This is a genomic window from Pseudarthrobacter sp. NKDBFgelt (assembly GCF_046097905.1).
Taxonomy (GTDB): Bacteria; Actinomycetota; Actinomycetes; order Actinomycetales; family Micrococcaceae; genus Arthrobacter; species Arthrobacter polychromogenes.
In genome coordinates this window covers 1-21,131 of record NZ_JBJURL010000015.1, presented here as the reverse complement: position 1 = coordinate 21,131, position 21,131 = coordinate 1, and the positions used below count along the sequence as shown (strand labels likewise).

The window sequence follows — 21,131 nt, the reverse complement described above, 5'->3', positions numbered from 1 at the left end:
TGGTCCCGGGACGTCGCTTCGTACTCAGGCGGAAGCGGCGTTGCCGGGGGACCCACTTCCCGGACGCGTGCAACACCGCTGAGGGCCTGCAACGACGCAGGCACTCTCCACAGGAGGTCGGACATGAGCACTGAGCCGTGGAGCTCTCCCATGAAGGAGCGGGCCGAGGATCTCCTTCGGGACTTCGTTGCCCGCGCAGATGAGCTGCTGCAAACCCAGGAACGAATGAACGGCCTGCTTGCCGCCGTCGTCGCCCTGGCCCAGGATCTGAGCCTTGAAGCCGTGCTGGACCGCCTTGTCCGGTCAGCATGTGAACTCGTGGGTGCGAAGTACGGCGCGATGGGGGTGATCGCGGAGGACCGCAGCCTGAGCCACTTCATCACCGTTGGAGTCGATGAGGAAGACATCAGGTCCATTGGGGACTTGCCTATGGGGCACGGCGTCCTGGGACACCTGATCCGGGAGCCTCGGCCACTGAGGCTCCACGACCTCGGCCGGCATCCCATGGCCTCAGGCTTTCCCCCCAACCATCCACCGATGAACACCTTTCTTGGAGTGCCGGTCCGTGTCCGCGACGAAGTGTATGGGAACCTCTACCTGACGGAAAAGGACGGCGGGCAGGACTTCACCCCGGAGGATGAAGACCTTGCCGTGGCCCTCGCCGCCGCTGCCGGTGTGGCCATCCAGAATGCCCGCCTGTTCGAGGACAGCAAGCGGCGCCAGAAATGGCTGGAGGCGGGGATGGAACTGAGCAGCCGGCTGATCATGGCGCCGCATCCCGGGGACTCGGACAACCTGGACCTGGTGGCCGAAACTGCCTTGCGGGTCTCAGACTCCGCGCTTGCCGTGATTGCTGTCCCGGCCGGCGACGGGGTCCTGCGGTGCAGGTCCTCCCTGGGCGTCCAGGGCCTGCAGGCGGGGCAGGAAATCGGTGCTTCTGATGCCGTCTCCAAGGTCATCGAGACGGGGGAGTCCCGCGTGGTGCGTGATCCCCAGCAGGTGTTTGGTGACCAGGTGGCGGAAAAGCTGGGGTCGGTGCTGGTGTGCGCCATCGGCCACAGCAACAGCGAGAACGGCGTGCTGCTGCTCGCCCGTCCGCAGGGATCAACTGCCTACAGCCAGGCCGAAGCGGAATCCAGCTCGATTTTCGGGAGCAGGATCGGGCTGGCACTCGACCTTGCCCGGGTCCATGCGCTCCGTGAACAGAACCTCCTGTTCACGGACCGGGAGCGGATTGCCCGGGACCTGCACGATCTTGTCATCCAGCGGCTTTTCGCCTCCGGATTGAGTATCCAGAGCCTCCGCCGCTACACCCTTGACCCCATAGCGCACGAACGGATTGCCACGGTCACGTCCGAACTGGACGACACCATCCGGAAGCTGAGGGACACCATCTACTCCCTTCGGACCGGTGAGGAAAACCATGACCCCCTGACCAGCCGCATCCTGGGAGTGGTCCAGGACAACTCCCGCAGCTATGCCGTGGAACCGAAGGTGGCCTTTACCGGCCCCGTGGACGCAGTCCGGGAGAACGTTGCCGGCCACGTGCTTTCCGTTCTTTCCGAGGGACTCAGCAATGCCGCCCGCCATTCCGGTGCCAAGGAGATACGCGTTGCCGTGTCCGTAACCGCACGCCAGGTTGAACTGGTGATCCAGGACAACGGGTGCGGTTTTGACGAACCTGTACAGGTGAGTGGCCTGGCCAATATGCGGCACCGGGCAGAAATGCTGGGCGGCAGCTGCACCATCCGGAGCGCGCCGGGGGAGGGCACCCGAATTACGTGGACCGCCCAGCGCCTGTGACGGAACCGGAAAGCGGCTCGCCCTGAACTGCTGCCGTGCCCGGCAGCTGCGGGCCCGTGGGGCACGCTATTGCCCGTCGTGACTGTTCCGCGTGACGTACACGGCGGCCTGTGTCCTCCGCTCGAAGCCCAGCTTCGCCAGGATGGATGACACGTAGTTCTTCACTGTTTTCTCGGCCAGGAAGAGTTCCTCGCCGATCTGGCGGTTCGTCATGCCCTGCCCGATCAGCGTCAGGACCTTCTTCTCCTGGGCACTGAGCGCATCCAGCCGCGGGTCTGTCTGGGTCTTGGAAAGCCCGGCGATGATCCGCTCCCTGACTCCGGGCTCAAACAGGGACTCGCCGGCAGCGGCCCTCCGGATTCCGGCGAGGAGGTCGTCGCTCCTGATCTGCTTGAGGACGTACCCGGAAGCTCCTGCCAGGACGGCGCCGCGGATGGCCTGCTCGTCGTCGTAGCTTGTCAGGATCAGGCAATGCAGTCGGGGGTCCAGCGAGCGCACGTCCCGGCATACCTCGATGCCGGTGCCGTCCGGGAGCCGTCCGTCCAGGATCGCGATGTCCGGCTGCAGCGCCGGGATTCGGCGCGTAGCCTCCGCCGCGGATCCGCTTTCCCCGACCACCTCGAACCCTTCGCCCTCCAGCAGGTCTTTCAGCCCCTGCCGGACAAGCTCGTGGTCATCGAGAATGAACACGCGAAGCGGCTCCTGGGGATCTGCGGCCCTGTCCGAGCCTGACTCAAGCCTTTGCACCCTATGCTCCCAATTGTCTTAAGGACTATGCCTGCACTGCTGTGCCGGGCAGCCCGCGCCAGGGGCTTGGTCCCATCTTTCCTTCCGGGCGGACCCGCTGGAAGGGACCAAAGTCTGGAGTCCTGATCATATATCTGCCGCGCCACCACCGGCGGTTGTCCGGCACCGGCCCGGCGCCCCCGGCCGGCCGGTGACTTTCGGCCCTATCCCGTTGCCCGGACCCTGTACAGTCTGGGAGCAGACCCAACAGATCGGAGCCACATGGACGCCCCCGAGCGGCACCCCAGGATTGTTGTAGGCGTGGACGGCTCCGATGCCTCGATCGCGGCCCTTCGTACAGCCGGGTCATTGGCCGGGCCCCTCGGAGCAACGGTGGAGGCCTGGGCATGCTGGGACGTGCCGCCTGGCTATGGGCTCTACCTCGTTGTTGGCATTGAGGGCTTCGAATACGCCGCCAAGCAGTCACTGGAGCAGGCCCTCGCGGACGCTTTCGGCCCGGAGTTGCCGGCATTCGTCCAGCCGCGGCTGGTGCGGGGGAAAGCCAGCGAGCAACTGATAGAGGGGAGCCGGAACGCATCCCTCCTCATCGTGGGGCGGCGCGGGCACGGCAGCCTGGTGCTGGGTTCGGTGAGCTCGGCGTGCGTCAGCCACGCCCACTGTCCGGTCCTGGTGGTCCACGCCCCGGAGGAATCCACGCACGGAAAAAGAGGAAGCCACGCACGGAAAAGCGACGACGGGCAGTAAGTCCGGCTTATCAGCGATGGTGCGCGCCGTCGTCGTGCGTTCCGCCGTGGTGGCCCGCGCCTTCTCCGGTCAGTTCGTGAAGCCCCCGCACTGACTCGGCAAGGGACATGTCCGGGGACTGGACAATGAAGGGCATCAGCAGGCGGTTTTCCTTGTCCAGATGCAGGGCAAACAAGCGCTGGATGGCAGAGCCGGCCACGGCGGCGGCAAGTCCGCTGGAGGTGCGTAGTTCCTCCACGAGATCGACTATCACGCGGTGCTCGGCAAGCATCCCCTCCACCAGGAGCCTTCCCTCGGGTGTGGCGTGCGGTCCTGCCTAGAACGCGTGGCGCCGGAAGCGCTTGTCCACGGCGACAACGAGTGAAGCCAGCACGGCGATGCCCAGGATCCGCAGCCACGTGTCCACACCGATGGGGGCCGTGTGGAAGAGCCCGTTCATCACTGGTGAGTAAGTGATGGCCAGCTGGCCGGCCGCCTGGACCACGACGCCCAGGATGACCCAGCGGTTGCTGAAGAAGCCGATCCGCCAGACAGACCGCGTGAGGGAACGGCAGCTGAAGAGGTAGAACAGCTCCACCGCCACAAAGACGTTCACCGCCGCGGTCCGGGCCTCGGCGAGGGACGCCCCACTGTCCAGTTCAAGTTCGAATATCCACCAGGTGCCTGCCACGAGCAGGGTGGAGACCAGCAGGATCCGGAGGGTTAGGGTCCAGGTCAGGAGCGGCCGGCCGGGGGCCCGGGGAGGGCGGGACATGAGGCCCGGCTCCTTCGGTTCGAAGGCCAGCATCAGGCCCAGGCACACAGCGGTGGTCATGTTGATCCAGAGAATCTGTGTGGGCAGGACGGGCAGCGTTGCTCCGGCCAGGATCGCCACGAGGATTACCAGGCCTTCCCCCATGTTGGTGGGCAGGGTCCAGACGATGAATTTGGTCAGGTTGTCAAAGACGTTCCTGCCTTCCTCGACAGCTGCCTCAATCGTGGCGAAGTCGTCGTCGGTGAGGACGATGTCCGAGGCCTCCTTGGCCACTTCCGTCCCTGACCGGCCCATCGCGATACCGACGTTCGCCTGGCGCAGGGCCGGCGCATCGTTGACGCCGTCCCCGGTCATGGCAACCACGTGGCCCCGGGACTGCAGGGCACCGATGAGGCGAAGTTTCTGCTCGGGGGATACCCGCGCGAAAACTGTTGCCCGCTCCACCGCATCCGGCAGTTGGTCTGCGGGAATCGCGCCCAGCTCCGCTCCGGTCAGCGCTGTCCCGTCCGCCCGGTCCGCGGTGATGCCCACGGCCTCGGCGATGGTGGCGGCCGTTCCCACGTGGTCCCCGGTGATCATCTTGACGGCCACTCCGGCCTGGTGGCAGGCACGGACTGCTGCCGCTGCCGCCTCCCGCGGCGGATCGAACATCGCCTGGAGCCCTGTCAGCGTCAGCTGCCCGTGCAGGTTTGCCTCCGAGAGGACGGTGCCGGCAGGCAGGTGCATCGTGGCGGTCGCCAGGACCCTCAGTCCCGTGCCGGCAAACCGGTGCGCAACCTCCAGGACTGCCTGCTTGTTGAGGTGCGCGTTGGCGCCGTGGCTGTCCATCTGCCAGGCACACAGCTCCAGCACCCGTTCCACGGCGCCCTTCACCAGCACGGTGTCCTTCCCGGTGCCGCTTCCGTCCGGGAGCCGCGGGGAGTGGAGGGTGGCCATGTACAGGCGCTCGGACGTGAAGGGCAGCGCGCTGCGGCGCGGAGTGGCGGCGAGGAACTGCGCGGTGTCCACGCCGCCCTTCCCGGCGGCCACCAGCATCGCCGCCTCCGTGGGGTCCCCCTGGACCTGCCAGACATCCCCTTCCCTGACCACCTTCGCGTCATTGCAGGCGCCGCCCGCCAGGAGGGACCAGTGCAGCGCAACGTCCTGCGCCGCCGCCCCACCAGCCGCTTCCACGGCGCCCTGGACGCCCGCACCTGCACCTGCACCCGCACCTGCGGGAAGGATACGCCCCTCCGGGCCGTAGCCCGAGCCTGTCACGTCGTAGGAGCCGGCCGGAGTCCAGAGGCCCCGCACCGTCATCTGGTTTTCGGTAAACGTGCCGGTCTTGTCAGAACAGATGACCGTGGTGCTGCCCAACGTCTCAACAACCGGCAGCCGGCGCACCACCGCGCGGCGCCGTGCCATCCGGCGGACGCCGATGGCGAGCGTTACGGTGACTGCTGCGGGAAGGCCTTCAGGGATTGCCCCCACCGCCAGCGCAACGGCGGCCGTAAACATTTGGGCGGGCTCCTGTCCACGTGCCACGCCGGCAAGGAAGGTCACGGCGGCCAGGGCAAGGATGGCCACCGTCAGCGTCATGCTGAAGCGCGCCAGCTTTTGGGTCAGGGGGGTGGCTACCGGCTGGACCGCTCCCATCAGCCGATGGATCTCACCGAGCTCCGTCTCGCCGCCGATGGCGACGACGACCCCGGCGCCGGTGCCGGCCGTCACCAGGGTGCCGCTGTAGACCATGTTCCGGCGGTCCGCCACCGGTGTTGTCGGGGGAAGGACCACTTCGTCCTTTGCCACTGCTTCGGACTCGCCTGTCAGTGCGGATTCGTCCGCCCGCAGGCCGGACAGCCGGACCAGCCGAAGGTCCGCCGGGACCTTGTCGCCGGCCTCGAGCAGGACCAGGTCTCCTGGAACGAGATCCTCCGAGGGCACCTCCAGCCGTTGCCCATCCCTGACCACCACTGCACGCGTGCGGACCAGGGAGTGGAGCGCATCCAGGGCAGCCTCTGCCCGGACTTCCTGGACAAAGCCAATCACCGTGTTAACCAGGACGACGGCGAGGATGACGCCCGAATCCAGGTACTCACCAAGGAACAACGTGACGGCTGCCGCGGCCAGCAGCACGTACACCAGCGGATTGTTGAACTGCCGCGCGAGTTTCCGGAAGATCCCCCCGCCGCGTGAGCGCGGAAGGACGTTGGCGCCGAACTGGATTTGGCGGCGGGCCACCTCTGCGGACGCGAGGCCCTGGACGTGGTCCGTCCCCAGCAGCAGGACCACCTCATGCAGGGGGAGTCCGTGGTGTGCGGGGTCGGCCGTTCCGCTGGCTGCCGCAGCAGGACGCCTGCCGGTGGATCGCGCCTGCCTGGTCTTTTCCATGACTGGCCCTTCCGGTCCTAGGGGGCCAGCAGCGCGTCGAGGGTGGCGAAGCCGTAGCCTGCGGCGCTGATCCGGTCGATGATGTCCGGCAGGGCGTCGGCGTCAAGGGTGGAACCGTCGTCGGGATTCGAACCGATGTGCATGAGGACGATTTCGCCTGGCTGCAGGGCGGCCAGCGTGCGGTCCGCGACCGTCTGGGCTGTAGCGCCGCCGCTGGTGCCCTTCCATCCCAGGGTGTCCACGGTCCACCGCACCGCAACGTAGCCGAGGCTGTTGACAGCGGCAATGGTGCGGGCATCCCGTTCACCGAAGGGGAAGCGGAACAGCGGTCGCGGATCGCCTCCGGCCGCCAGGATGGTTTGCTCCGCTCCCCGGACCTGCCGGGCAATCTGCGTGCCGTCCAGCCCGGTGAAACCCGGATGGGTCATGGAGTGGTTGGCCACCCGGTGCCCCGCGGAGACAATCTGTCCCACCCCGCCGGGGTTGGCCTCCACCCAGTTGCCGGTGAGGAAGAACGTGCCAGTGACCCCCTTTGCTGACAGGGTGGACAGGATTTTCGGCAGTCCTGCCGCGTTGGCGCCGGCATCAAAAGTCAGCGCCACCACGCTGCCCGCGTTCGGGATCACCGTGAGGTCCTGGGTCAGGAGCGCTGAAGGGAACGGCGCCGCCGGCGGCACAGGATCCGGCGCAGGGCCAGGCTTGGCTACCGGCACGGACGGCGGCGGGACCGGGACGGGCGGCACAGTGACGGGTGGCTGGACAGGATCCTGCCCTGCCTCCGGTGTTTCCGTCGATGCCCCCACGGGCTGGGATGGGGAGGGCTGGGCTGTTCTGGGCTGGGTTGTGGAGGGAGAGACGCTGGAGGCCGCCGGACCGGGACTGGGGCTGGTGGGCGCGCCCGGGGAGGCGGAGGGCGCGGCCGGCTGTGGAGGACTTCCCGCCGGTGCCCGCAGAAAGACGGCAAGAACAATGGCGAGGACAAGCAGGGCGAGCACGACGGCGGCTGCCGCCATCCGCCGTCGTGCGTCACTTTGCAGCGGCTCCGTCAACGGTCTGCGCCTGCCGTGGTTCCGGCCATGTGGACCTCCTCCGGAATGCCCTAGGACTGTTCATCCGGAGTGTGGACCACCAGCACCGGGCAGTGGGCATGGGCCACCAGGGCTGAGCTGACCGAGCCCAGCAGCAGCCCGCCGAAGCCGCCGTGCCCGCGCCGTCCCACCACCACCATGTCCGCGTCGCGGCTTGCTTCGATCAGCGATTCGCGCGGATGGCCGCGGACCAGGGTGGGAACAACGTTCGACGGCGTTTCGTCACCGAACGCTGTTTTGACCGCCTCATCGAGGATCTCCCCGGCGCGCTCCTCAAACCCTTCGATGCCCATCATCACGTAGCCCGCGTAGACCTGCGGGTAATCCCAATAGGCGTTGGCCATGACCTTCGCGCCCAGCGGCGTTGCCAGGCGTTGGGCCTGTCGCAAAGCCTCAATGGACGGCTCCGAGCCGTCGACGCCCACAAGGATCCGGGCAAATGGCGCTCCAGCAGTACTCATCTCAGCTCCTCAGGTGACCCGTGTGGTCCATCGTAATGATGTCCCGGCAGGACAGCGGGAGGTAGGGCCGAAAGTCACTGCAGACTTGCTGTGGATGCGGGTTGAGTGGGGCCATGGAACAGTTGATCCCGTGGCTGGTGTTTTGCGTGGCCTTCCTGGTGTTTTGTTTTGCCCGGCCGAACGGTGCCCGGATCTTCATTGGCATCTTCTTCATCGTCATGGCGCTGGGGGTCAATGCCCTCCTGGCTTTTGTGGCCCCGGAGCAGTTTGTTGCGATGGGGACGGATGACCCACTGATTCCTGTTTACGCCTGGTTTTTCCAGAATGTGGTGGCTGCCGCTCCCACCGTGGTGGGTATGCTGGCGGCCGCGGGTGAGATCGTGGTGGGCCTGCTGGTCCTCAGCCATGGACGAAAGGTGAAGGTGGGCCTCCTCGCTGCGATCGTATTCCTGCTTCTGGTCACTCCGCTGGGCGTGTGGACGCTTCCCAATCCGCTGATGGCCGTGGGGCTGGCGAGGCTGCTGACCCAGGAGTTCCCGCGCTCGTTATGGCAGAGGAGGCAACCTGCTGCCAGGTCATGATCCGGGAGTCGGGCCGGCCTCCGGGCGCGGCACTTCATGATGCGGTGGTTCCTGGTGTGATGGTTCCTGGTGAACTGGTCCCGATACCGCGGGCGGAACTTCAGCGGGGCCCTGGTCAAGCCGGAACGGCGGGTATTCATCGCGCATCAGGGCGGTGTAGGCCAGGACGCGGTAGATCCAGCGGTTGATGCCGAGGATGAAATCGAACAGCGGCCGCTGGTACCTTCCGGTGAACAGCAGGGCCACCACGGCCACCAGGACGAGCAGGCCCAGCAGGGACGGGCCCGTTGCGCGCTCATAGGTAGTGCCCAGATCAGTGGTTTCGGTTTCCCACGTCCACGTGGCGCCGGACAGCGCTGCGACGATCAGCAGATGCGGGAGGGACAGGAGCCACCACTTCACCAGAACCAGTCCGCGGGAGAGCCGCTCCGGGTAGTCCACCTCGAAGTCCGCCGGATAATCGGTGTGTGCCAGGGTGAAGGGCGGGTAGCGGTCCGTGCCCGCCGCGGCGTAGGCGTAAAACGCCACCCGCCAGTTCCAGCGCAGAACTCCCACGTTGAAGTCGAACAGGGGCCGGGGGTAGCGGCCGGTGAACAGGATGGCAAAGCCGGCCACAATCGTGGTCACGAGGAACGCAAACCACAGGAAGACCAGCAGAATGAAGTGCGGGATGGCCAGGAACCACTTGACCAGCCACATTGCCCGGGACAGGGCAGGGTCAAGGTCACCGAAGAGCCGGGCGGGATAAGGCGCGCGGTCTGCCCGGTCTGCGGCGCCGGGGTGGGGCACCGGCGGGACTCCGGGGACCGCGGCTCCCGGCATGCCCGGCGCTCCTTGGGTGCCGGGGGCTGATGCTCCAGGCACTGCTCCTGCATGCCCGGGTGGTGGTTCATGTCCGGGCAGTGGTGTAGACCCAGCCGCATAGCCGGGCGGTGGGCCATACGCCGGCGCGTAGCCCGGCTGTGTGCCATAACCCGGCCCGTAACCCGGTGGCGTTCCGTACCCGGGTGGCGGCGCGGCAGGCCCACGGGGCTGCTGCCGCGCGTGCCGGCCGAGCCCTATGGCGCCCAGGACCAGCAGGGGGATCCCGATGGCCAGCGCAACGGCCCCTCCCACCAGCAGCCCTGTGGCCGCCGGCATGATCAGATCGGAGCGGAAGCCCGCCTGCACCTCGGCATCCACCCCAAGGCTGCCATCGGCGTTCATGATGACTATTGCCCAGCTGCCGGCGGCCAGGTCCCACGTGAGCTCCTGCTCGCCGGGGCCGGAGGCGGATGTGCTCCAGAACGCCTGCGCTGCAGGTGGTGCGGGCGTGCCGGTGCCTGGAATGTCACGGTATTCGGCCCGGAAGGGCCGGCTGTCCACTTCAAGTAGTTCCGAATGATGCACGCCTGAAAGGTACCGCTCAACGTCGGCCTGCGGGGCAACGCCTATGAAGATCTCCTTGCCTGGGTCCGCGGACGTGGCCCGCAGCCTCAGCGTCCCGACGTCGAAAGGCAGGCGCGGCGGGATGCCCTCGCCGACGGCATCAAGCCGGGGCGAGGTCAGGGCGTGGGACCCGACGGCCAGGCGGGCGGTGCCTGACGTGAGGTATCCGTCTCCCTGCGCGGATCCCACCACCGAGGCCACCGCACCTCCGGCCAGAGTGGCGAGGCCAACCATCGAGATGAGGATCCCAAGGACGAGCATTATTACTGAAGCAGTCTTCTTCATGGTGCCAACCCGGAACGTAGGAGGAGGGGAACAGTGAATGAGCGGGAGAAGCGGGAGGCCCGGTACAGGCCTAGTTCTTGTTCTTGCTGGCCTGGATCCGGGTAATGACGGTAGGACAAGGCAGATGCCGGAGTACGCCATGGGCCGTGGATCCCAGGAGGAGCCGCTGGATTGCGCCCCTGCCGCGGTTGCCCACCACAAGCATCCTGGCGTTCATGGCGGCATCCACAAGGGCTTCAACCGGACCCTTTTCGGTTTCCAGCACCTGGTGAACCTGCAGGCCCGGATAGTCCTCCTTGAGCCCGGCCACCGTCTCCGCCAGGACAAGGCGCTCCTCTTCGGCAATGAGCTCGGCGAGGCTGGTGGATGTGAGGCCGGCATCCTCCACCCGGTCCGGGGCGATGATGGCATACACCACGGTCAGCTCCTCACCTTCCCGGTCGGCCTCTGCTGCGGCGAAGGCCACGGCCTGCGTGGCTTCCTTTGAACCGTCAACACCCACCACTACGCCGGAGCGGCCCTCCAGGTCCTGTGTTCCCACCACGGCCACCGGAACCTTTGAAGAGGCAGCAACCTGGAGAGCCCGGTCGGCCAGCGAACCGCCCAGGTGGCCGGTGCCCGAGCCGATGACCAGCATGGATGCCTTGGCCGAGTACTTCGCAAGCGAACGTCCTATGCTTCCGGTGAGGAGCCGGGTGGTAATGGCGATGGGGAACGCGTCGCGGACGCGTCCGGCCGCCGTCTGCAGGAGCCGGTCACCGGCCTCTTCCATGACGCCGATCCAGGGGTACGGCTCAGCCACCCACCTGTCGTCCACAACGTGGAGGACCACCAGGGGCAAACCGGCCCGCTCCGCCCGGCGTGCAGCCCACAGAACCGCCGCCTGGCTCTGCGGTGAGTCGTTGGTGGCTGCCGCGATCGGTTTACGAGTTGTCATGGCCAAATCTCCTGGTTCGCGCGGGCGTGGTCACTTACAAGACTCGCGCCACGCCCACGGCAGATATAGGGCCAAAGGTCACGGCAAATGCGGGCTTGGACGCTTTCAATGGAGGGGCACGTCGAGGAACTCCGGCGCAGGCTCCTGGTGGCTCAGTTGCGGGGACGTCAGCAAGGACACCATGTGATCAGTATGCTTACTATTGTTACTCCGGCGATTCACGAGAAAGGCATCACCATGACGGAACAGAACCTTCCCGAGGAGGGGCTTGAAGTTGTCCAGGATGACGACGTGCTCCTTGATGAGACCCCCGGCGCGGCTTCATCCCTTGAACTAGACCCTGTACATGGCGAGCCGGACAGCTACCCTGGCGCGGCGGAGAACAATCCGGACCGCTGGCAGGAGGATCCGCTGATCCAGGATGAGTCTGTTGCCGATGCCGAGTTTGGCGAAGCCGCTGCCAGTGATGATGAGGAAACCTTCGGCGGGTCGCCGCTCAGTGAATTCGAACCCGACGATTTGGAGCGTTGAGGAGCAGGACAGCACTTAAGCCGGGGCGGGGGAATCCAGGGGACGAAGGACTCTGGCCCCGGACGCCCTCTGCGGAGATAGTCGAGCAAAGGCCGGCAGCCGGGCGGAGGAGCAGCGATGATGTACTGGGACGGAAGCATGGGCGCCTGGGGTTTCGTCCTGATGGTGGTGAGCTTCATCCTGTTCTGGGGCGCAATCATCGCTGCCCTTGTCCTTTTTGCCCGCTCCACGTCCCCGGGCCACCGCGGGCGCGGGAGCACCGGGCCCGGTGGAAGCGCGGCGGAGGACCTGCTTGCCGAACGGTTCGCCCGCGGCGACATAGACGCGACGGAATACACTGCCCGGCTGGCAGCGCTACGCCGCGCCCGTGGAGCCTAGGCGCCCGGCGTCGCGGTACCTTTTCCGTCGCGGTACCTTTCCCTACTGGAAGTCGGCCTGCCAGAGGTCCGGACCAAATACCTCGTACTGGATGTCCTTGGGCGGAATGCCCTTGGAGATGAGGCTGCTCCGCACGGACTGGAGGAAGGGCAGCGGGCCGCAGAGATAGTACTCGGCGTCGAGCGGGAGTTCGACGGCGTTCACGTCCATGAATCCGGTAAAGCTGGAACCGTTGGAGTCCTGGTCCCGGTTGAGGAACCATGTGTGCATAGTGCCGTCGGACAGGAGTTCCAGGTCCTGGGCGACCTGACGGCGCAGGGGAAAGGAATCCGGGCTGTCGTCAGCATGCAGGAGCATTATCTGGCGCTGGCTCCCGGCTTTCACCAGGTGCGAGAGCATGCCGGCCATCGGCGTCACCCCGATCCCCGCGCTGGCCATGACCACCGGCCTGTCCGTGTACTCCAGCACTACATCCCCGAAGGGGGCTGAGAGCACCACCTCGTCACCTACTTTGACGTCGGTGTGCAGGAGGTTGGACATTTCGCCGTCGGGAGTTCCCTGGCCGTGCACCCGCTTGACGGCGAAGTGCCGGTGCTTGCCGTCGTCGGCGCGGGTAAGGCTGTACTGCCGCGGCTGGTGGACTCCGTCCTTCATTCGCATCTTGATGGTCACGTACTGTCCCGGCAGGGAAGGCTTCACCTCCCTCTCGTCGACGCGCTCCACGACGAAAGTGACGACGTCGTCCGTCTCCTGGATGCGCTCAGCAACCCGCCAGGTGCGCCAGATGGTCTCCGGCGACAAGTGCACAGCGTTGTACAGTCCCCGTTCCTGGTTGATTAACATGTTGCCCATCAGCCAGTAGACCTCGTCCCACGCAGCCGCCACGTCCGGTGTTACAGCCTCGCCGAGCACATCAACAATGGCCCAGAACAGGTGCTCGTGCACGATCTGGTACTGGTCGGGGCTTAGTCCCAGCGAGACATGCTTGTGGGCAACCCTGGACAGCAGATGGTCAGGCAGCTGGTCGGGTTTCTCCACGAGGTACCGGGCGAACGCTGCGATGGATCCGGCCAGCGCCTGTTGCTGCCGGCCGTCGGCCTGGTTTCCCCGGTTGAACAGGCCGTCCAGCAGGTCAGGCCGTGCCTCGAACATGTGCTGGTAGAACCGCTTGGCGATCTCCTGGATATTTTCGCCGACCACAGGCAGCGTTGCCTTGATCACGGGGAGGGAGGTGTCTGAAAGCATGATGGTTACCTTCCGGATAACGGGTTTCCTGGCGGGGGGAGGTGGCCTGAGGCGTGCAAATTTAGCAGCCGTTCCAGCCCGCCGATAGGGGCAACCGCCCCTATTCCCCAGCTCCCGGGCCGGGCTGTGGACTTCATTTAATGGCGGGGATGTTTGGCCAATCCCCTCGACCTGCGGCCAAACTAGGCTAAAATCATAAGCAGGCTGATGAATATCGGTTGGCAGGATCACTACTGAAGGAGTTTCACATGAACTTGGGAAGCATGATCAAAAATGCCGCTGGACGATTCGCAGGCAGGACCGGTACTGGCGGAACTGCCCGCGGGACCGGGCTGAATGCCACCGGCCGGACGCCCGGCACCACGGGTGCCGCAGGTGCAAGGCCGGGCGGCGTAGCCGGCAGGATCATGGGAATGCTCCGGCGGCGCTAAGCCGCCGCCGGAACCAACAAAGCAGGTACCGGATCTTCCGGCACCTGCTTTTTGGCCCTTAATAACAATGCGCCAGCTCGTCGTCCTCGGCACCGCGTCCCAGGTCCCCACCCGGACCCGGAACCACAACGGCTACCTCCTGCGCTGGGACGGTGAGGGCCTGCTTTTCGACCCGGGCGAGGGAACGCAACGCCAAATGATCCACGCAGGGGTTTCCGCGAACATGATCACCCGCATCTGCCTCACACACGTTCACGGTGACCATTGCTTCGGGCTGCCGGGGGTGCTTTCGCGCATGGCCCTCGACGCCGTGCCCCACCCGGTCCATCTCCACTTCCCATCCTCCGGCGCGGACGTGGTCCGGGCCCTCGTGTCCGTCAGCACACCGGGGGTGGACCTCAGGCTGCACCCGCACGGAGAAGGCGGACCGGTGGCTGACGGCCTGGAAGTCCGGCCCCTCAAGCACCGCATAGAAACCTACGGCTACCGGTTGGTCGAGCCGGACGGCCGGACTCTGCTGCCGGAACGCCTGCAGGCGGCAGGGATCTCCGGGCCGGACACAGGGCGCCTGCAGCGCCAAGGGAGCCTGGCAGGGGTGCGGCTTGATGACGTCAGCGCCGCCCGGCCGGGCCAGCGTTTCGCCTTCGTGATGGACACGGCGCCCTGCCCGGGCGCAGAGGAACTGGCCGACGGCGTCGATCTCCTCGTCGCCGAGTCGACCTTCGCAGACGACGACGCCGGGCTGGCCGGCCAGTACCGCCACCTCACAGCAGGGCAGGCGGGAGAGCTGGCGGCACATGCCGGCGCCCGCACCCTGGTGCTCACGCACTTCTCCGAACGGTACGGCGGCGACGCCACACTGCTCTCGGCCCAGGCGCGCGCCCGTGCGGGTGCTGCTGCGGTCATCGCGGCAGAGGACCTGCAGCGTATCGGCTTCCCCCGGCGGCGGCGCTGGTCCCAAGGCGCCGCGCTGCAGCACGGGCCGGTCACCGCATCGATGCCAAACCCCTCATTCAGCCAAGTCAGCCATGGAGGTCACTCGTGAGTGCAGCTTCAGAAGAAGTGTCAGACGTTACCGCGCATGGCAAGGAGCCCACGCTCAAGAGAGTGCTGGGACCCAAGCTCCTCCTGCTGTTCATCGTGGGGGACATCCTCGGCGCCGGCGTCTACGCGGTGACCGGAACCATGGCAGGCACCGTGGGGGGAATCGTCTGGCTGCCGTTCCTGCTGGCCTTCGTGGTGGCCACGCTTACCGCCTTCTCCTACCTTGAACTGGTTACGCAGTATCCACAGGCGGCGGGTGCCGCGCTGTACACGCATAAGGCGTTCGGGATCCACTTCGTCACCTTCCTGGTGGCCTTTGCGGTGGTCTGCTCCGGAATCACCAGCGCCTCCACCTCTGCGAACGTCCTGGCCCAGAACTTCTTTGGCGGCCTTGAGATCAACGGCTGGATGGGCAAACCCGGTCAGGGCGTGATCACCGCGGTTGCCCTTGGATTCATGCTCCTCCTGGCCGCCATCAACCTGCGTGGGGTGGGGGAGAGCGTCAAGTTCAATGTGGTGCTCACGGTGGTGGAGATGGCCGCACTGTGCATTGTGATCGGCGTCGGGTTCTTTGTCATGGCACAGGGGACCGGAAACCCGGGCGAAATCTTCGTCTTCAACGACTCCCAGGACAAGGGACTCTTCCTGGCCGTCACCGCAGCCACCTCCATCGCGTTTTTTGCCATGGTGGGCTTCGAGGACTCCGTCAACATGGTGGAAGAGACCCAGAACCCCGAGAAAATCTTTCCCCGCACCATGCTCACCGGCCTGGGCATAGCAGTCCTGCTCTACATGCTGGTGGCGGTGTCCGTGGTGAGCGTCCTCACGCCCACCGAACTCGAGGGCATCCGGGAAGCTGAGGGCGCGGCCCTGCTGGAAGTGGTCCACAAGGGCTCGCCGGACTTCCCGATCGACAGGGTCTTTCCCTTCCTGGCAGTCTTCGCGGTCGCCAACACGGCCCTCATCAACATGCTGATGGCCAGCCGGCTGATTTACGGCATGGCCCGCCAGCACGTCCTGCCCCGCCAGCTGGGCAAGGTCCTTCCCGTCCGGCGCACCCCGTGGGCGGGAATTGCATTCTCCACTGTCCTGGCACTGGGCCTCATCCTGTATGTCACCAGTGATCCCGAAAGCAACATTGTGGCCAACCTGTCCGGCACCACCGCCTTCCTGCTGCTGTGCGTTTTCACGGTGGTCAACGTGGCCTGCGTGGTGCTGCGCCGCAAACGGGACCCCCACCGCAAGGTGTTCTTCACGTCCCCGGGCCAGCTTCCGCTCGTTGCCGCCGCCCTGTGCGCATTCCTTGCCGGACCCTGGGTGGGCAGGAACATCATCCAGTACCAGATCGCCGGCGGACTGATGGCCATTGGAGTCATCCTGTGGCTTATCACCTGGCTGATCAACCGCAGGACAAACGACGGCGCTAGGGTTGATTCATGACTGCAGCAGCAGAATCAACTGTCACCTTCGAAGGACTTTTCGCCAGTGAACTCCCGGAACTCGCCGTTCCCTGGCAGGCCGAGGAAGCGCCCGAACCCGGTCTCCTGGTTCTCAACGATGCCCTGGCCGGCGAGCTGGGACTTGCCCCTGAATACCTGAAAACCCCCGAAGGCGTGCGGCTGCTCCTGGGGAACCACGTCCCGGCCGGGGCCACCCCGGTTGCCCAGGCATACGCGGGGCACCAGTTCGGCGGCTACTCACCGCTGCTCGGCGACGGCCGGGCGCTCCTGCTCGGCGAACTGGTGGACGTTGGCGGGCGCCGGCGGGACGTGCATCTCAAAGGCTCCGGCCGCACCCCCTTCGCCCGGGCTGGCGACGGCCGTGCCGTCGTCGGCCCCATGCTGCGGGAATACCTTGTGAGCGAGGCAATGCACGCCTTGAACATCCCCACCACCCGGGCCCTGGCCGTTGTGGCCACAGGACGCCCGGTGCGGCGGGACACGATGCTGCCCGGCGCCGTCCTGGCCCGGGTGGCCAGCAGCCATCTCCGGGTGGGCAGCTTCCAATATGCTTGGGCCACGGACAACATGGAGCTCCTGCGCCGGCTGGCGGACCATGCCATCAGCAGGCACTACCCGGACGCAGCCCAGGCTGAACATCCCTACCTGGAACTGTTTGCCTCGGTGGTGGCCGCCCAGGCCGGGCTGGTGGCCCGGTGGATGCTGGTGGGGTTTGTGCACGGCGTTATGAACACGGACAACATGACCATTTCCGGCGAAACCATCGACTACGGCCCCTGCGCCTTCATGGACGCTTTCAATCCCGGGGCCGTGTACAGCTCCATTGACGTCAGCGGCCGCTACGCCTACGCCAACCAGCCGGTGGTGGCTGAGTGGAACCTGGCGCGGCTGGCGGAGGCCATGCTGCCGCTCTTCCACGAGGACCAGGAACAGGCAGTCGCCCCCGCAGTGGAGGCGCTGGGGAAGTTCCGCAGCCAGTACAGCGATGCCTGGTTCAACGGCATGAAGGCAAAGCTTGGCATCAACGGCGGGCCGGCCGGAAGCAAAGAGGGGGACGAGGCGTCGGCACTGGTGGACGGGGTGATCGCCCTGCTGAAGGACGGACCTGTCGATTACACACAGTTCTTCCGGAGCCTTGGCCAGGCCGCCAGGGGCGATACCAGGCCGGCGCGGGGCATGGTCCTGGATCTCGCCGCGTTTGATGCCTGGGCTGGGCGCTGGGCCGGCCTGAAGCCCGACGCCGGGCTGATGGACAGCGTCAACCCGGTGTACATACCCCGCAACCATCTGGTGGAGGAAGCGCTGGCGGCGGCAACAGCAGGGGACATGGGCCACTTCAACCGCCTCCTGGAGGTGGTGAAGTCCCCGTTCGAGGAACGCCAGGGGCTGGAGCGCTACACCGAGGGGCCGCCGGAGGACTTCGGCACCTACCGGACCTTCTGCGGTACCTGACCCCGGGCGACGCTGGGCTCCGGACGGATCAAGAATGAAAACCGTGGAAGCATGACAAAGGCGGCAGCCGGGAGAACCCGGCTGCCGCCTTTGCTGGAGTGGCCTGGCCCCTGTGGGCCGGCTGCGCCTGTGTCTGTGTCTGTGGTGACTACGCCACGCGGACGAAGGAAGCGCCGCTGAGCCAGCTGATGGAGTGAACGGCGGTCTGGTTGCCGTTCACGCCGCCGCTGACAACCTGGCCGTCGCCGGCGTAAACGCCCACGTGGCCGGCGGTGATCACCAGGTCGCCGGGGGCGGGGGTGCCCACGGTGGTGCCGTACTGGTAGAACTGGCCCGGGGCAAGGTCGCCGACGGACTTGCCGACCGTGCGCAGGGCCTTCTCCACCATCGCGGTGCAGTCCTGGATCTGGCCCACCTGGCCGTAGGCGTTGGCCAGGATGGCTGCTCCGGCGCCGCTGCCGGTGGCTGTAACCGGTGCGGACGCGTAGGACATGTTCATTCCGGTGTTCGCCGGGGTAGTAACAGCAGCGGTCTGGACCGGTGCCGGTGCCGGTGCTGCAGCCGGTGCGACGTAGGCCGGCGCCGGGGCAGCCGGAGCGGAACCGGCGGCAGGAATCTGAATCTGGTCACCGGGGTAGATGATCGTGGAGACGGAAAGCCCGTTGGCTGACAGGACGTCATTCAGGCTGACACCATGCATCGACGCAATGGCACCAAGGGTGTCGCCCGATACAACCGTGTGGACGTTGCCGGCTGCTGCGGCGGGGGCTGCGACTGCTGCAGCAGGGGCGGCCGACGCCTGGACGCTAGCGGTCTCGGTGGTGTCCGGACCGTTCACACCGGCGTGGGCCGGGGCGCCTACGCCGAAGGCAATGCCGGAGGCTGCTGCTACGGCGAGAGCCGGACGGCCCAGGGACTTGGCCGAAACAGCCAGCCCTTCGATCGCGATGGAGCGGGCCGGGGTTGCGCGGTGACGGGCAGTGGTGGAATTTTTTGACACAGTTGATCGCCTCTCCCATGCCTGCGGGGTGAGCTGTCGGGTTCGGGTTGGAGATACCCGGCCGGCAACACCTCCGAATGGAACGGACGCGCTGTCGACTTAACCCCAAGGCCTTCAAAGGCCGCGGAAACTTGGTTCCCCCGTCCCTGCCAGCTGGAAAGCGTTGGTTCCCGGGTCAGTGGCAGGGCTCGGCATTCTGACGGGGAATGTCCCGTCTGGGAGGGACACCTGAAGACCATAACCCGACTTAGCACCCATTGTCACATTTGGATAACATGCGAGGCGATTCTCTCGGTTTCGCTATCGACTGGATTACGCGTGACCCATGGGCATCAGTGCGCAGAACAGGCTCGCCGATTTTGCCGGGAGTGTTTCTCATCACGAATCCATAAAGGAAAGGCAAAGATCGCCGGGGAACCTTGTCCGGAGCTGGCTGGGGGAGGAGTATGTTCGGCACCCCCGAGGAGGCAGACTGTGACCCAGCTTGGCAAGTATGAGAAATACCTGATTGAGGAATTCTTCGATGACTACCGGACCGGCGCACTGAGCCAGCGGACCTTCACCCGGCGTGTTGCCTTCATCACCGGCAGCATGGCGGCGGCGTCGGCGGCGATGCTGCTGGTGGGCTGCACGCCCAGCGAGGTGCCACGGAGCACCGACCCCATGCCCACCCCGGAACCCTCCCCGTCGTCCGCTGCCGGGACTGCGGGGTCGGGAGCGGTGCCCGGGGCCAAAAGCCCGCTCTCTGTCCCGGAGGGGGCGCCAGGATTGACGACGGCGTCCGTCCAGTTTCCGTCCGGCGGCGCCTCGGTCAGTGCCTACCTGGCAAGGCCCGAGCAGGAAGGGCGCGCTCCCGCCGTGTTGATCTGCCATGAGAACCGCGGGCTGACGCCTCATATCGAGGACGTTGCCCGCCGCTTCGCGAAGGAGGGGTATGCGGCCCTTGCGCTCGACCTGCTCAGCCGAGAAGGCGGGACAGCCGGCATGGACCGGGACGCTGTACCCGGCGCCCTCACCCAGGCCGGCGCCCAGCGGCATGTGGCGGACTTCGCGGCAGCACTGGAGTACCTCCAGGCCCAGGACTTCGTGGACGGCGGCCGCGTCGCCATGACCGGCTACTGCTTCGGCGGCGGCATCACCTGGCAGGCGGCCACCGAACTGGTCGGCCTGAAAGCAACCGCGGCATTTTACGGACCCGCCCCTGACCTGGCCAAAGTACCGGACATCAAGGCGGCCGTATTCGGGGTCTACGCTGAACTTGATCAACGCATTACCGGGCCCATGCCTGCGCTCAAGGATGCGCTGGCAGCCTCCGGTGTTGTCCACCAAGTCACGGTCTACCCCGGCGTGGACCATGCCTTCCACAACGACACCGGCGACCGCTACAACGAAGCCCAGGCGACGGCCGCGTGGAATGACACCCTTGCCTGGTTCGGCCAGCATCTGTAAGAGGCCGGCACTTCTGTCCTTCCCGTCAACGTAACTGCCTCCGGTCCATAACGATGTAGAAACGTCCGCCTTCAACCTGAGGATGAAGGCGGTAGGCTTCCCGACTATGTGCCGGTTCGTTACCAAACCCAGGGCGCGGCTCGCCGCGGCGCTTCTTTCGTGTGCGCTGGTGGGAACCCTATGGCTCACGCCGGCAGGTGCTGCGGAGGTCCCGCCCGGCGATTTCCCGTCCTGGGAGGAGGTGCAGGACGCGAAGGAGAGCGAGGCCAAAAAGGCCGCGGAAATTGCCAGGATAGGTGGTTTGCTGTCCGCCCTTCAGGACCAGTCCGAGGCCGCAGGCTCCGCCGCGGTGCAGGCGGCGGCGGAGTACGCGGTGACGGACGCGGCTTTGCAGGCTGCATCTGCAAGGGTGGAAGTCCTGGCGGCGCAGACCGCGCAGGCTGACTCTAAACTGGTCCAGTACAGGAAAGAGCTCGGTGCGCTGGCGGCCCAGTCATACAAAACCGGCGGTACGAACATGGGGTTCTTTGTTGCCCTCGACGCCGTCCAGGGCAACACCGTGCACGGGCTCAACGTGGTGCAGATCGTGGGGGACACGACCGCCGCGCTCGTGCACAAGGCGTCGGCCGCAGGAAAGGTTGCTGCTGCGCTGGCGGCCCAGGAACAGGCTGCGAAGGATGAGCGCGGGCGGCTGTCCCTTGAAGCCGAAGCCAGGCTCACGGAGGCCCGGTCCGCCCAGGACGCCGTGACCCGCCAGGCGGCGGAGGAAAAGCAACGCAGCGGGCAGCTAACGGCGCAGCTGGCGTCGCTCAAAGGCACGACGGCGGAGGTGGAGAACGCCTACCGGCAGGGCCAGGCGGCGCTGGCCGCCTACGAGGCATCCCAGGCGGCCAAACGCGCCGCGGCTGAAGAACAGTCACGCCGGCAGGCCGACGCAGCTGCC

The 21,131-nt window shown here is 66.3% G+C and carries 19 protein-coding genes, 1 pseudogene and 1 riboswitch; of the genes and pseudogenes, 11 read left to right on the top strand and 9 right to left on the bottom strand.

Features of this window, described 5'->3' with window-relative positions:
• Positions 1-123: 123 nt before the first annotated feature.
• Complete coding sequence (locus tag ACKAE7_RS06205; RefSeq protein ID WP_408978711.1) at positions 124-1,803, top strand: GAF domain-containing protein; 1,680 nt, start codon at positions 124-126, stop codon at positions 1,801-1,803.
• Positions 1,804-1,869: 66 nt separating this feature from the next.
• On the opposite strand, the gene ACKAE7_RS06200 is transcribed toward ACKAE7_RS06205, so the two are convergent.
• Entirely contained in the window at positions 1,870-2,493 is a 624-nt protein-coding gene (locus ACKAE7_RS06200) for a response regulator transcription factor (RefSeq protein ID WP_188808782.1), read from the bottom strand.
• A gap of 318 nt (positions 2,494-2,811) precedes the next feature.
• Here ACKAE7_RS06200 and ACKAE7_RS06195 point away from each other — a divergent pair, with 318 nt between their 5' ends.
• Positions 2,812-3,294 (top strand): universal stress protein, encoded by a 483-nt coding sequence (locus ACKAE7_RS06195; RefSeq protein WP_188808783.1) that lies wholly within the window; start codon positions 2,812-2,814, stop codon positions 3,292-3,294.
• Between the two features lie 10 nt (positions 3,295-3,304).
• On the opposite strand, the gene ACKAE7_RS06190 is transcribed toward ACKAE7_RS06195, so the two are convergent.
• Genes ACKAE7_RS06190 through ACKAE7_RS06175 form a run of 4 tightly spaced genes read right to left on the bottom strand, consistent with a single transcriptional unit; the run spans position 3,305 to position 7,967 of the window.
• On the bottom strand, positions 3,305-3,574 hold the full coding sequence (locus ACKAE7_RS06190; protein WP_238340485.1) for a hypothetical protein: 270 nt from the start codon (positions 3,572-3,574) through the stop codon (positions 3,305-3,307).
• A gap of 36 nt (positions 3,575-3,610) precedes the next feature.
• Complete coding sequence (locus ACKAE7_RS06185; RefSeq protein WP_191034423.1) at positions 3,611-6,418, bottom strand: HAD-IC family P-type ATPase; 2,808 nt, start codon at positions 6,416-6,418, stop codon at positions 3,611-3,613.
• 17 nt (positions 6,419-6,435) lie between these two features.
• Positions 6,436-7,467: a polysaccharide deacetylase family protein gene (locus ACKAE7_RS06180; RefSeq protein ID WP_238340486.1), complete on the bottom strand. Its 1,032-nt coding sequence runs from the start codon at positions 7,465-7,467 to the stop codon at positions 6,436-6,438.
• A gap of 50 nt (positions 7,468-7,517) precedes the next feature.
• A complete protein-coding gene (locus tag ACKAE7_RS06175) occupies positions 7,518-7,967 on the bottom strand; it encodes a universal stress protein (RefSeq protein ID WP_190612369.1) in 450 nt (149 codons plus the stop codon).
• A gap of 113 nt (positions 7,968-8,080) precedes the next feature.
• On the opposite strand from ACKAE7_RS06175, the gene ACKAE7_RS06170 reads away from it, so the two are divergent.
• Complete coding sequence (locus ACKAE7_RS06170; RefSeq protein ID WP_190612371.1) at positions 8,081-8,548, top strand: hypothetical protein; 468 nt, start codon at positions 8,081-8,083, stop codon at positions 8,546-8,548.
• Here the strand turns inward: ACKAE7_RS06170 and ACKAE7_RS06165 are convergent.
• Together ACKAE7_RS06165 and ACKAE7_RS06160 are read right to left on the bottom strand one after the other, a co-directional pair.
• Positions 8,543-10,261, bottom strand: a complete 1,719-nt coding sequence (locus ACKAE7_RS06165) for a DUF4389 domain-containing protein (protein ID WP_190612373.1) — start codon at positions 10,259-10,261, stop codon at positions 8,543-8,545. The two genes, ACKAE7_RS06170 and ACKAE7_RS06165, sit on opposite strands and share 6 nt — an antisense overlap.
• Before the next feature lie 70 nt (positions 10,262-10,331).
• Entirely contained in the window at positions 10,332-11,198 is an 867-nt protein-coding gene (locus ACKAE7_RS06160; protein ID WP_190612376.1) for a universal stress protein, read from the bottom strand.
• A gap of 192 nt (positions 11,199-11,390) precedes the next feature.
• On the opposite strand from ACKAE7_RS06160, the gene ACKAE7_RS06155 reads away from it, so the two are divergent.
• Together ACKAE7_RS06155 and ACKAE7_RS06150 are read left to right on the top strand one after the other, a co-directional pair.
• The gene (locus ACKAE7_RS06155) at positions 11,391-11,729 is read left to right on the top strand and encodes a hypothetical protein (RefSeq protein ID WP_229666281.1); all 339 of its coding nucleotides are present in this window, start codon (positions 11,391-11,393) and stop codon (positions 11,727-11,729) included.
• Between the two features lie 117 nt (positions 11,730-11,846).
• Positions 11,847-12,107 (top strand): hypothetical protein, encoded by a 261-nt coding sequence (locus tag ACKAE7_RS06150; protein WP_190612379.1) that lies wholly within the window; start codon positions 11,847-11,849, stop codon positions 12,105-12,107.
• A 42-nt stretch (positions 12,108-12,149) separates the two neighbouring features.
• Here ACKAE7_RS06150 and ACKAE7_RS06145 read toward each other — a convergent pair whose 3' ends face one another.
• Complete coding sequence (locus tag ACKAE7_RS06145; RefSeq protein ID WP_190612381.1) at positions 12,150-13,352, bottom strand: globin domain-containing protein; 1,203 nt, start codon at positions 13,350-13,352, stop codon at positions 12,150-12,152.
• Between the two features lie 248 nt (positions 13,353-13,600).
• On the opposite strand from ACKAE7_RS06145, the gene ACKAE7_RS06140 reads away from it, so the two are divergent.
• From ACKAE7_RS06140 to ACKAE7_RS06125, 4 genes are all read left to right on the top strand, one after another.
• The gene (locus ACKAE7_RS06140) at positions 13,601-13,783 is read left to right on the top strand and encodes a hypothetical protein (RefSeq protein ID WP_188808790.1); all 183 of its coding nucleotides are present in this window, start codon (positions 13,601-13,603) and stop codon (positions 13,781-13,783) included.
• A 67-nt stretch (positions 13,784-13,850) separates the two neighbouring features.
• Entirely contained in the window at positions 13,851-14,828 is a 978-nt protein-coding gene (locus tag ACKAE7_RS06135) for a ribonuclease Z (protein WP_191034425.1), read from the top strand.
• A complete protein-coding gene (locus tag ACKAE7_RS06130) occupies positions 14,825-16,267 on the top strand; it encodes an APC family permease (RefSeq protein WP_188808792.1) in 1,443 nt (480 codons plus the stop codon). Before ACKAE7_RS06135 ends, ACKAE7_RS06130 begins: the two co-directional genes overlap by 4 nt.
• The gene (locus tag ACKAE7_RS06125; protein ID WP_408978710.1) at positions 16,264-17,739 is read left to right on the top strand and encodes a protein adenylyltransferase SelO; all 1,476 of its coding nucleotides are present in this window, start codon (positions 16,264-16,266) and stop codon (positions 17,737-17,739) included. Before ACKAE7_RS06130 ends, ACKAE7_RS06125 begins: the two co-directional genes overlap by 4 nt.
• Before the next feature lie 148 nt (positions 17,740-17,887).
• Here ACKAE7_RS06125 and ACKAE7_RS06120 read toward each other — a convergent pair whose 3' ends face one another.
• Positions 17,888-18,739 carry a LysM peptidoglycan-binding domain-containing protein gene (locus tag ACKAE7_RS06120; RefSeq protein WP_408978709.1) on the bottom strand — a complete coding sequence of 284 codons (852 nt, stop codon included), beginning with the start codon at positions 18,737-18,739 and terminating at the stop codon, positions 17,888-17,890.
• A gap of 3 nt (positions 18,740-18,742) precedes the next feature.
• Positions 18,743-18,943: riboswitch (cyclic di-AMP (ydaO/yuaA leader) on the bottom strand.
• A 270-nt stretch (positions 18,944-19,213) separates the two neighbouring features.
• On the opposite strand from ACKAE7_RS06120, the gene ACKAE7_RS06115 reads away from it, so the two are divergent.
• Both ACKAE7_RS06115 and ACKAE7_RS06110 read left to right on the top strand, forming a co-directional pair.
• Entirely contained in the window at positions 19,214-20,188 is a 975-nt protein-coding gene (locus ACKAE7_RS06115; RefSeq protein ID WP_408978708.1) for a dienelactone hydrolase family protein, read from the top strand.
• A gap of 169 nt (positions 20,189-20,357) precedes the next feature.
• Positions 20,358-21,131: pseudogene (locus ACKAE7_RS06110) on the top strand (lytic transglycosylase domain-containing protein); the annotation flags it as partial.

Coding starts and splice junctions, on each gene's coding strand:
- ACKAE7_RS06205 (WP_408978711.1), top strand. CDS start 124: ATGAGCACTGAGCCGTGGAGCTCTCCCATGAAGGAGCGGGCCGAGGAT.
- ACKAE7_RS06195 (WP_188808783.1), top strand. CDS start 2,812: ATGGACGCCCCCGAGCGGCACCCCAGGATTGTTGTAGGCGTGGACGGC.
- ACKAE7_RS06185 (WP_191034423.1), bottom strand. CDS start 6,418: ATGGAAAAGACCAGGCAGGCGCGATCCACCGGCAGGCGTCCTGCTGCG.
- ACKAE7_RS06175 (WP_190612369.1), bottom strand. CDS start 7,967: ATGAGTACTGCTGGAGCGCCATTTGCCCGGATCCTTGTGGGCGTCGAC.
- ACKAE7_RS06170 (WP_190612371.1), top strand. CDS start 8,081: ATGGAACAGTTGATCCCGTGGCTGGTGTTTTGCGTGGCCTTCCTGGTG.
- ACKAE7_RS06165 (WP_190612373.1), bottom strand. CDS start 10,261: ATGAAGAAGACTGCTTCAGTAATAATGCTCGTCCTTGGGATCCTCATC.
- ACKAE7_RS06160 (WP_190612376.1), bottom strand. CDS start 11,198: ATGACAACTCGTAAACCGATCGCGGCAGCCACCAACGACTCACCGCAG.
- ACKAE7_RS06155 (WP_229666281.1), top strand. CDS start 11,391: ATGCTTACTATTGTTACTCCGGCGATTCACGAGAAAGGCATCACCATG.
- ACKAE7_RS06150 (WP_190612379.1), top strand. CDS start 11,847: ATGATGTACTGGGACGGAAGCATGGGCGCCTGGGGTTTCGTCCTGATG.
- ACKAE7_RS06145 (WP_190612381.1), bottom strand. CDS start 13,352: ATGCTTTCAGACACCTCCCTCCCCGTGATCAAGGCAACGCTGCCTGTG.
- ACKAE7_RS06140 (WP_188808790.1), top strand. CDS start 13,601: ATGAACTTGGGAAGCATGATCAAAAATGCCGCTGGACGATTCGCAGGC.
- ACKAE7_RS06135 (WP_191034425.1), top strand. CDS start 13,851: ATGCGCCAGCTCGTCGTCCTCGGCACCGCGTCCCAGGTCCCCACCCGG.
- ACKAE7_RS06125 (WP_408978710.1), top strand. CDS start 16,264: ATGACTGCAGCAGCAGAATCAACTGTCACCTTCGAAGGACTTTTCGCC.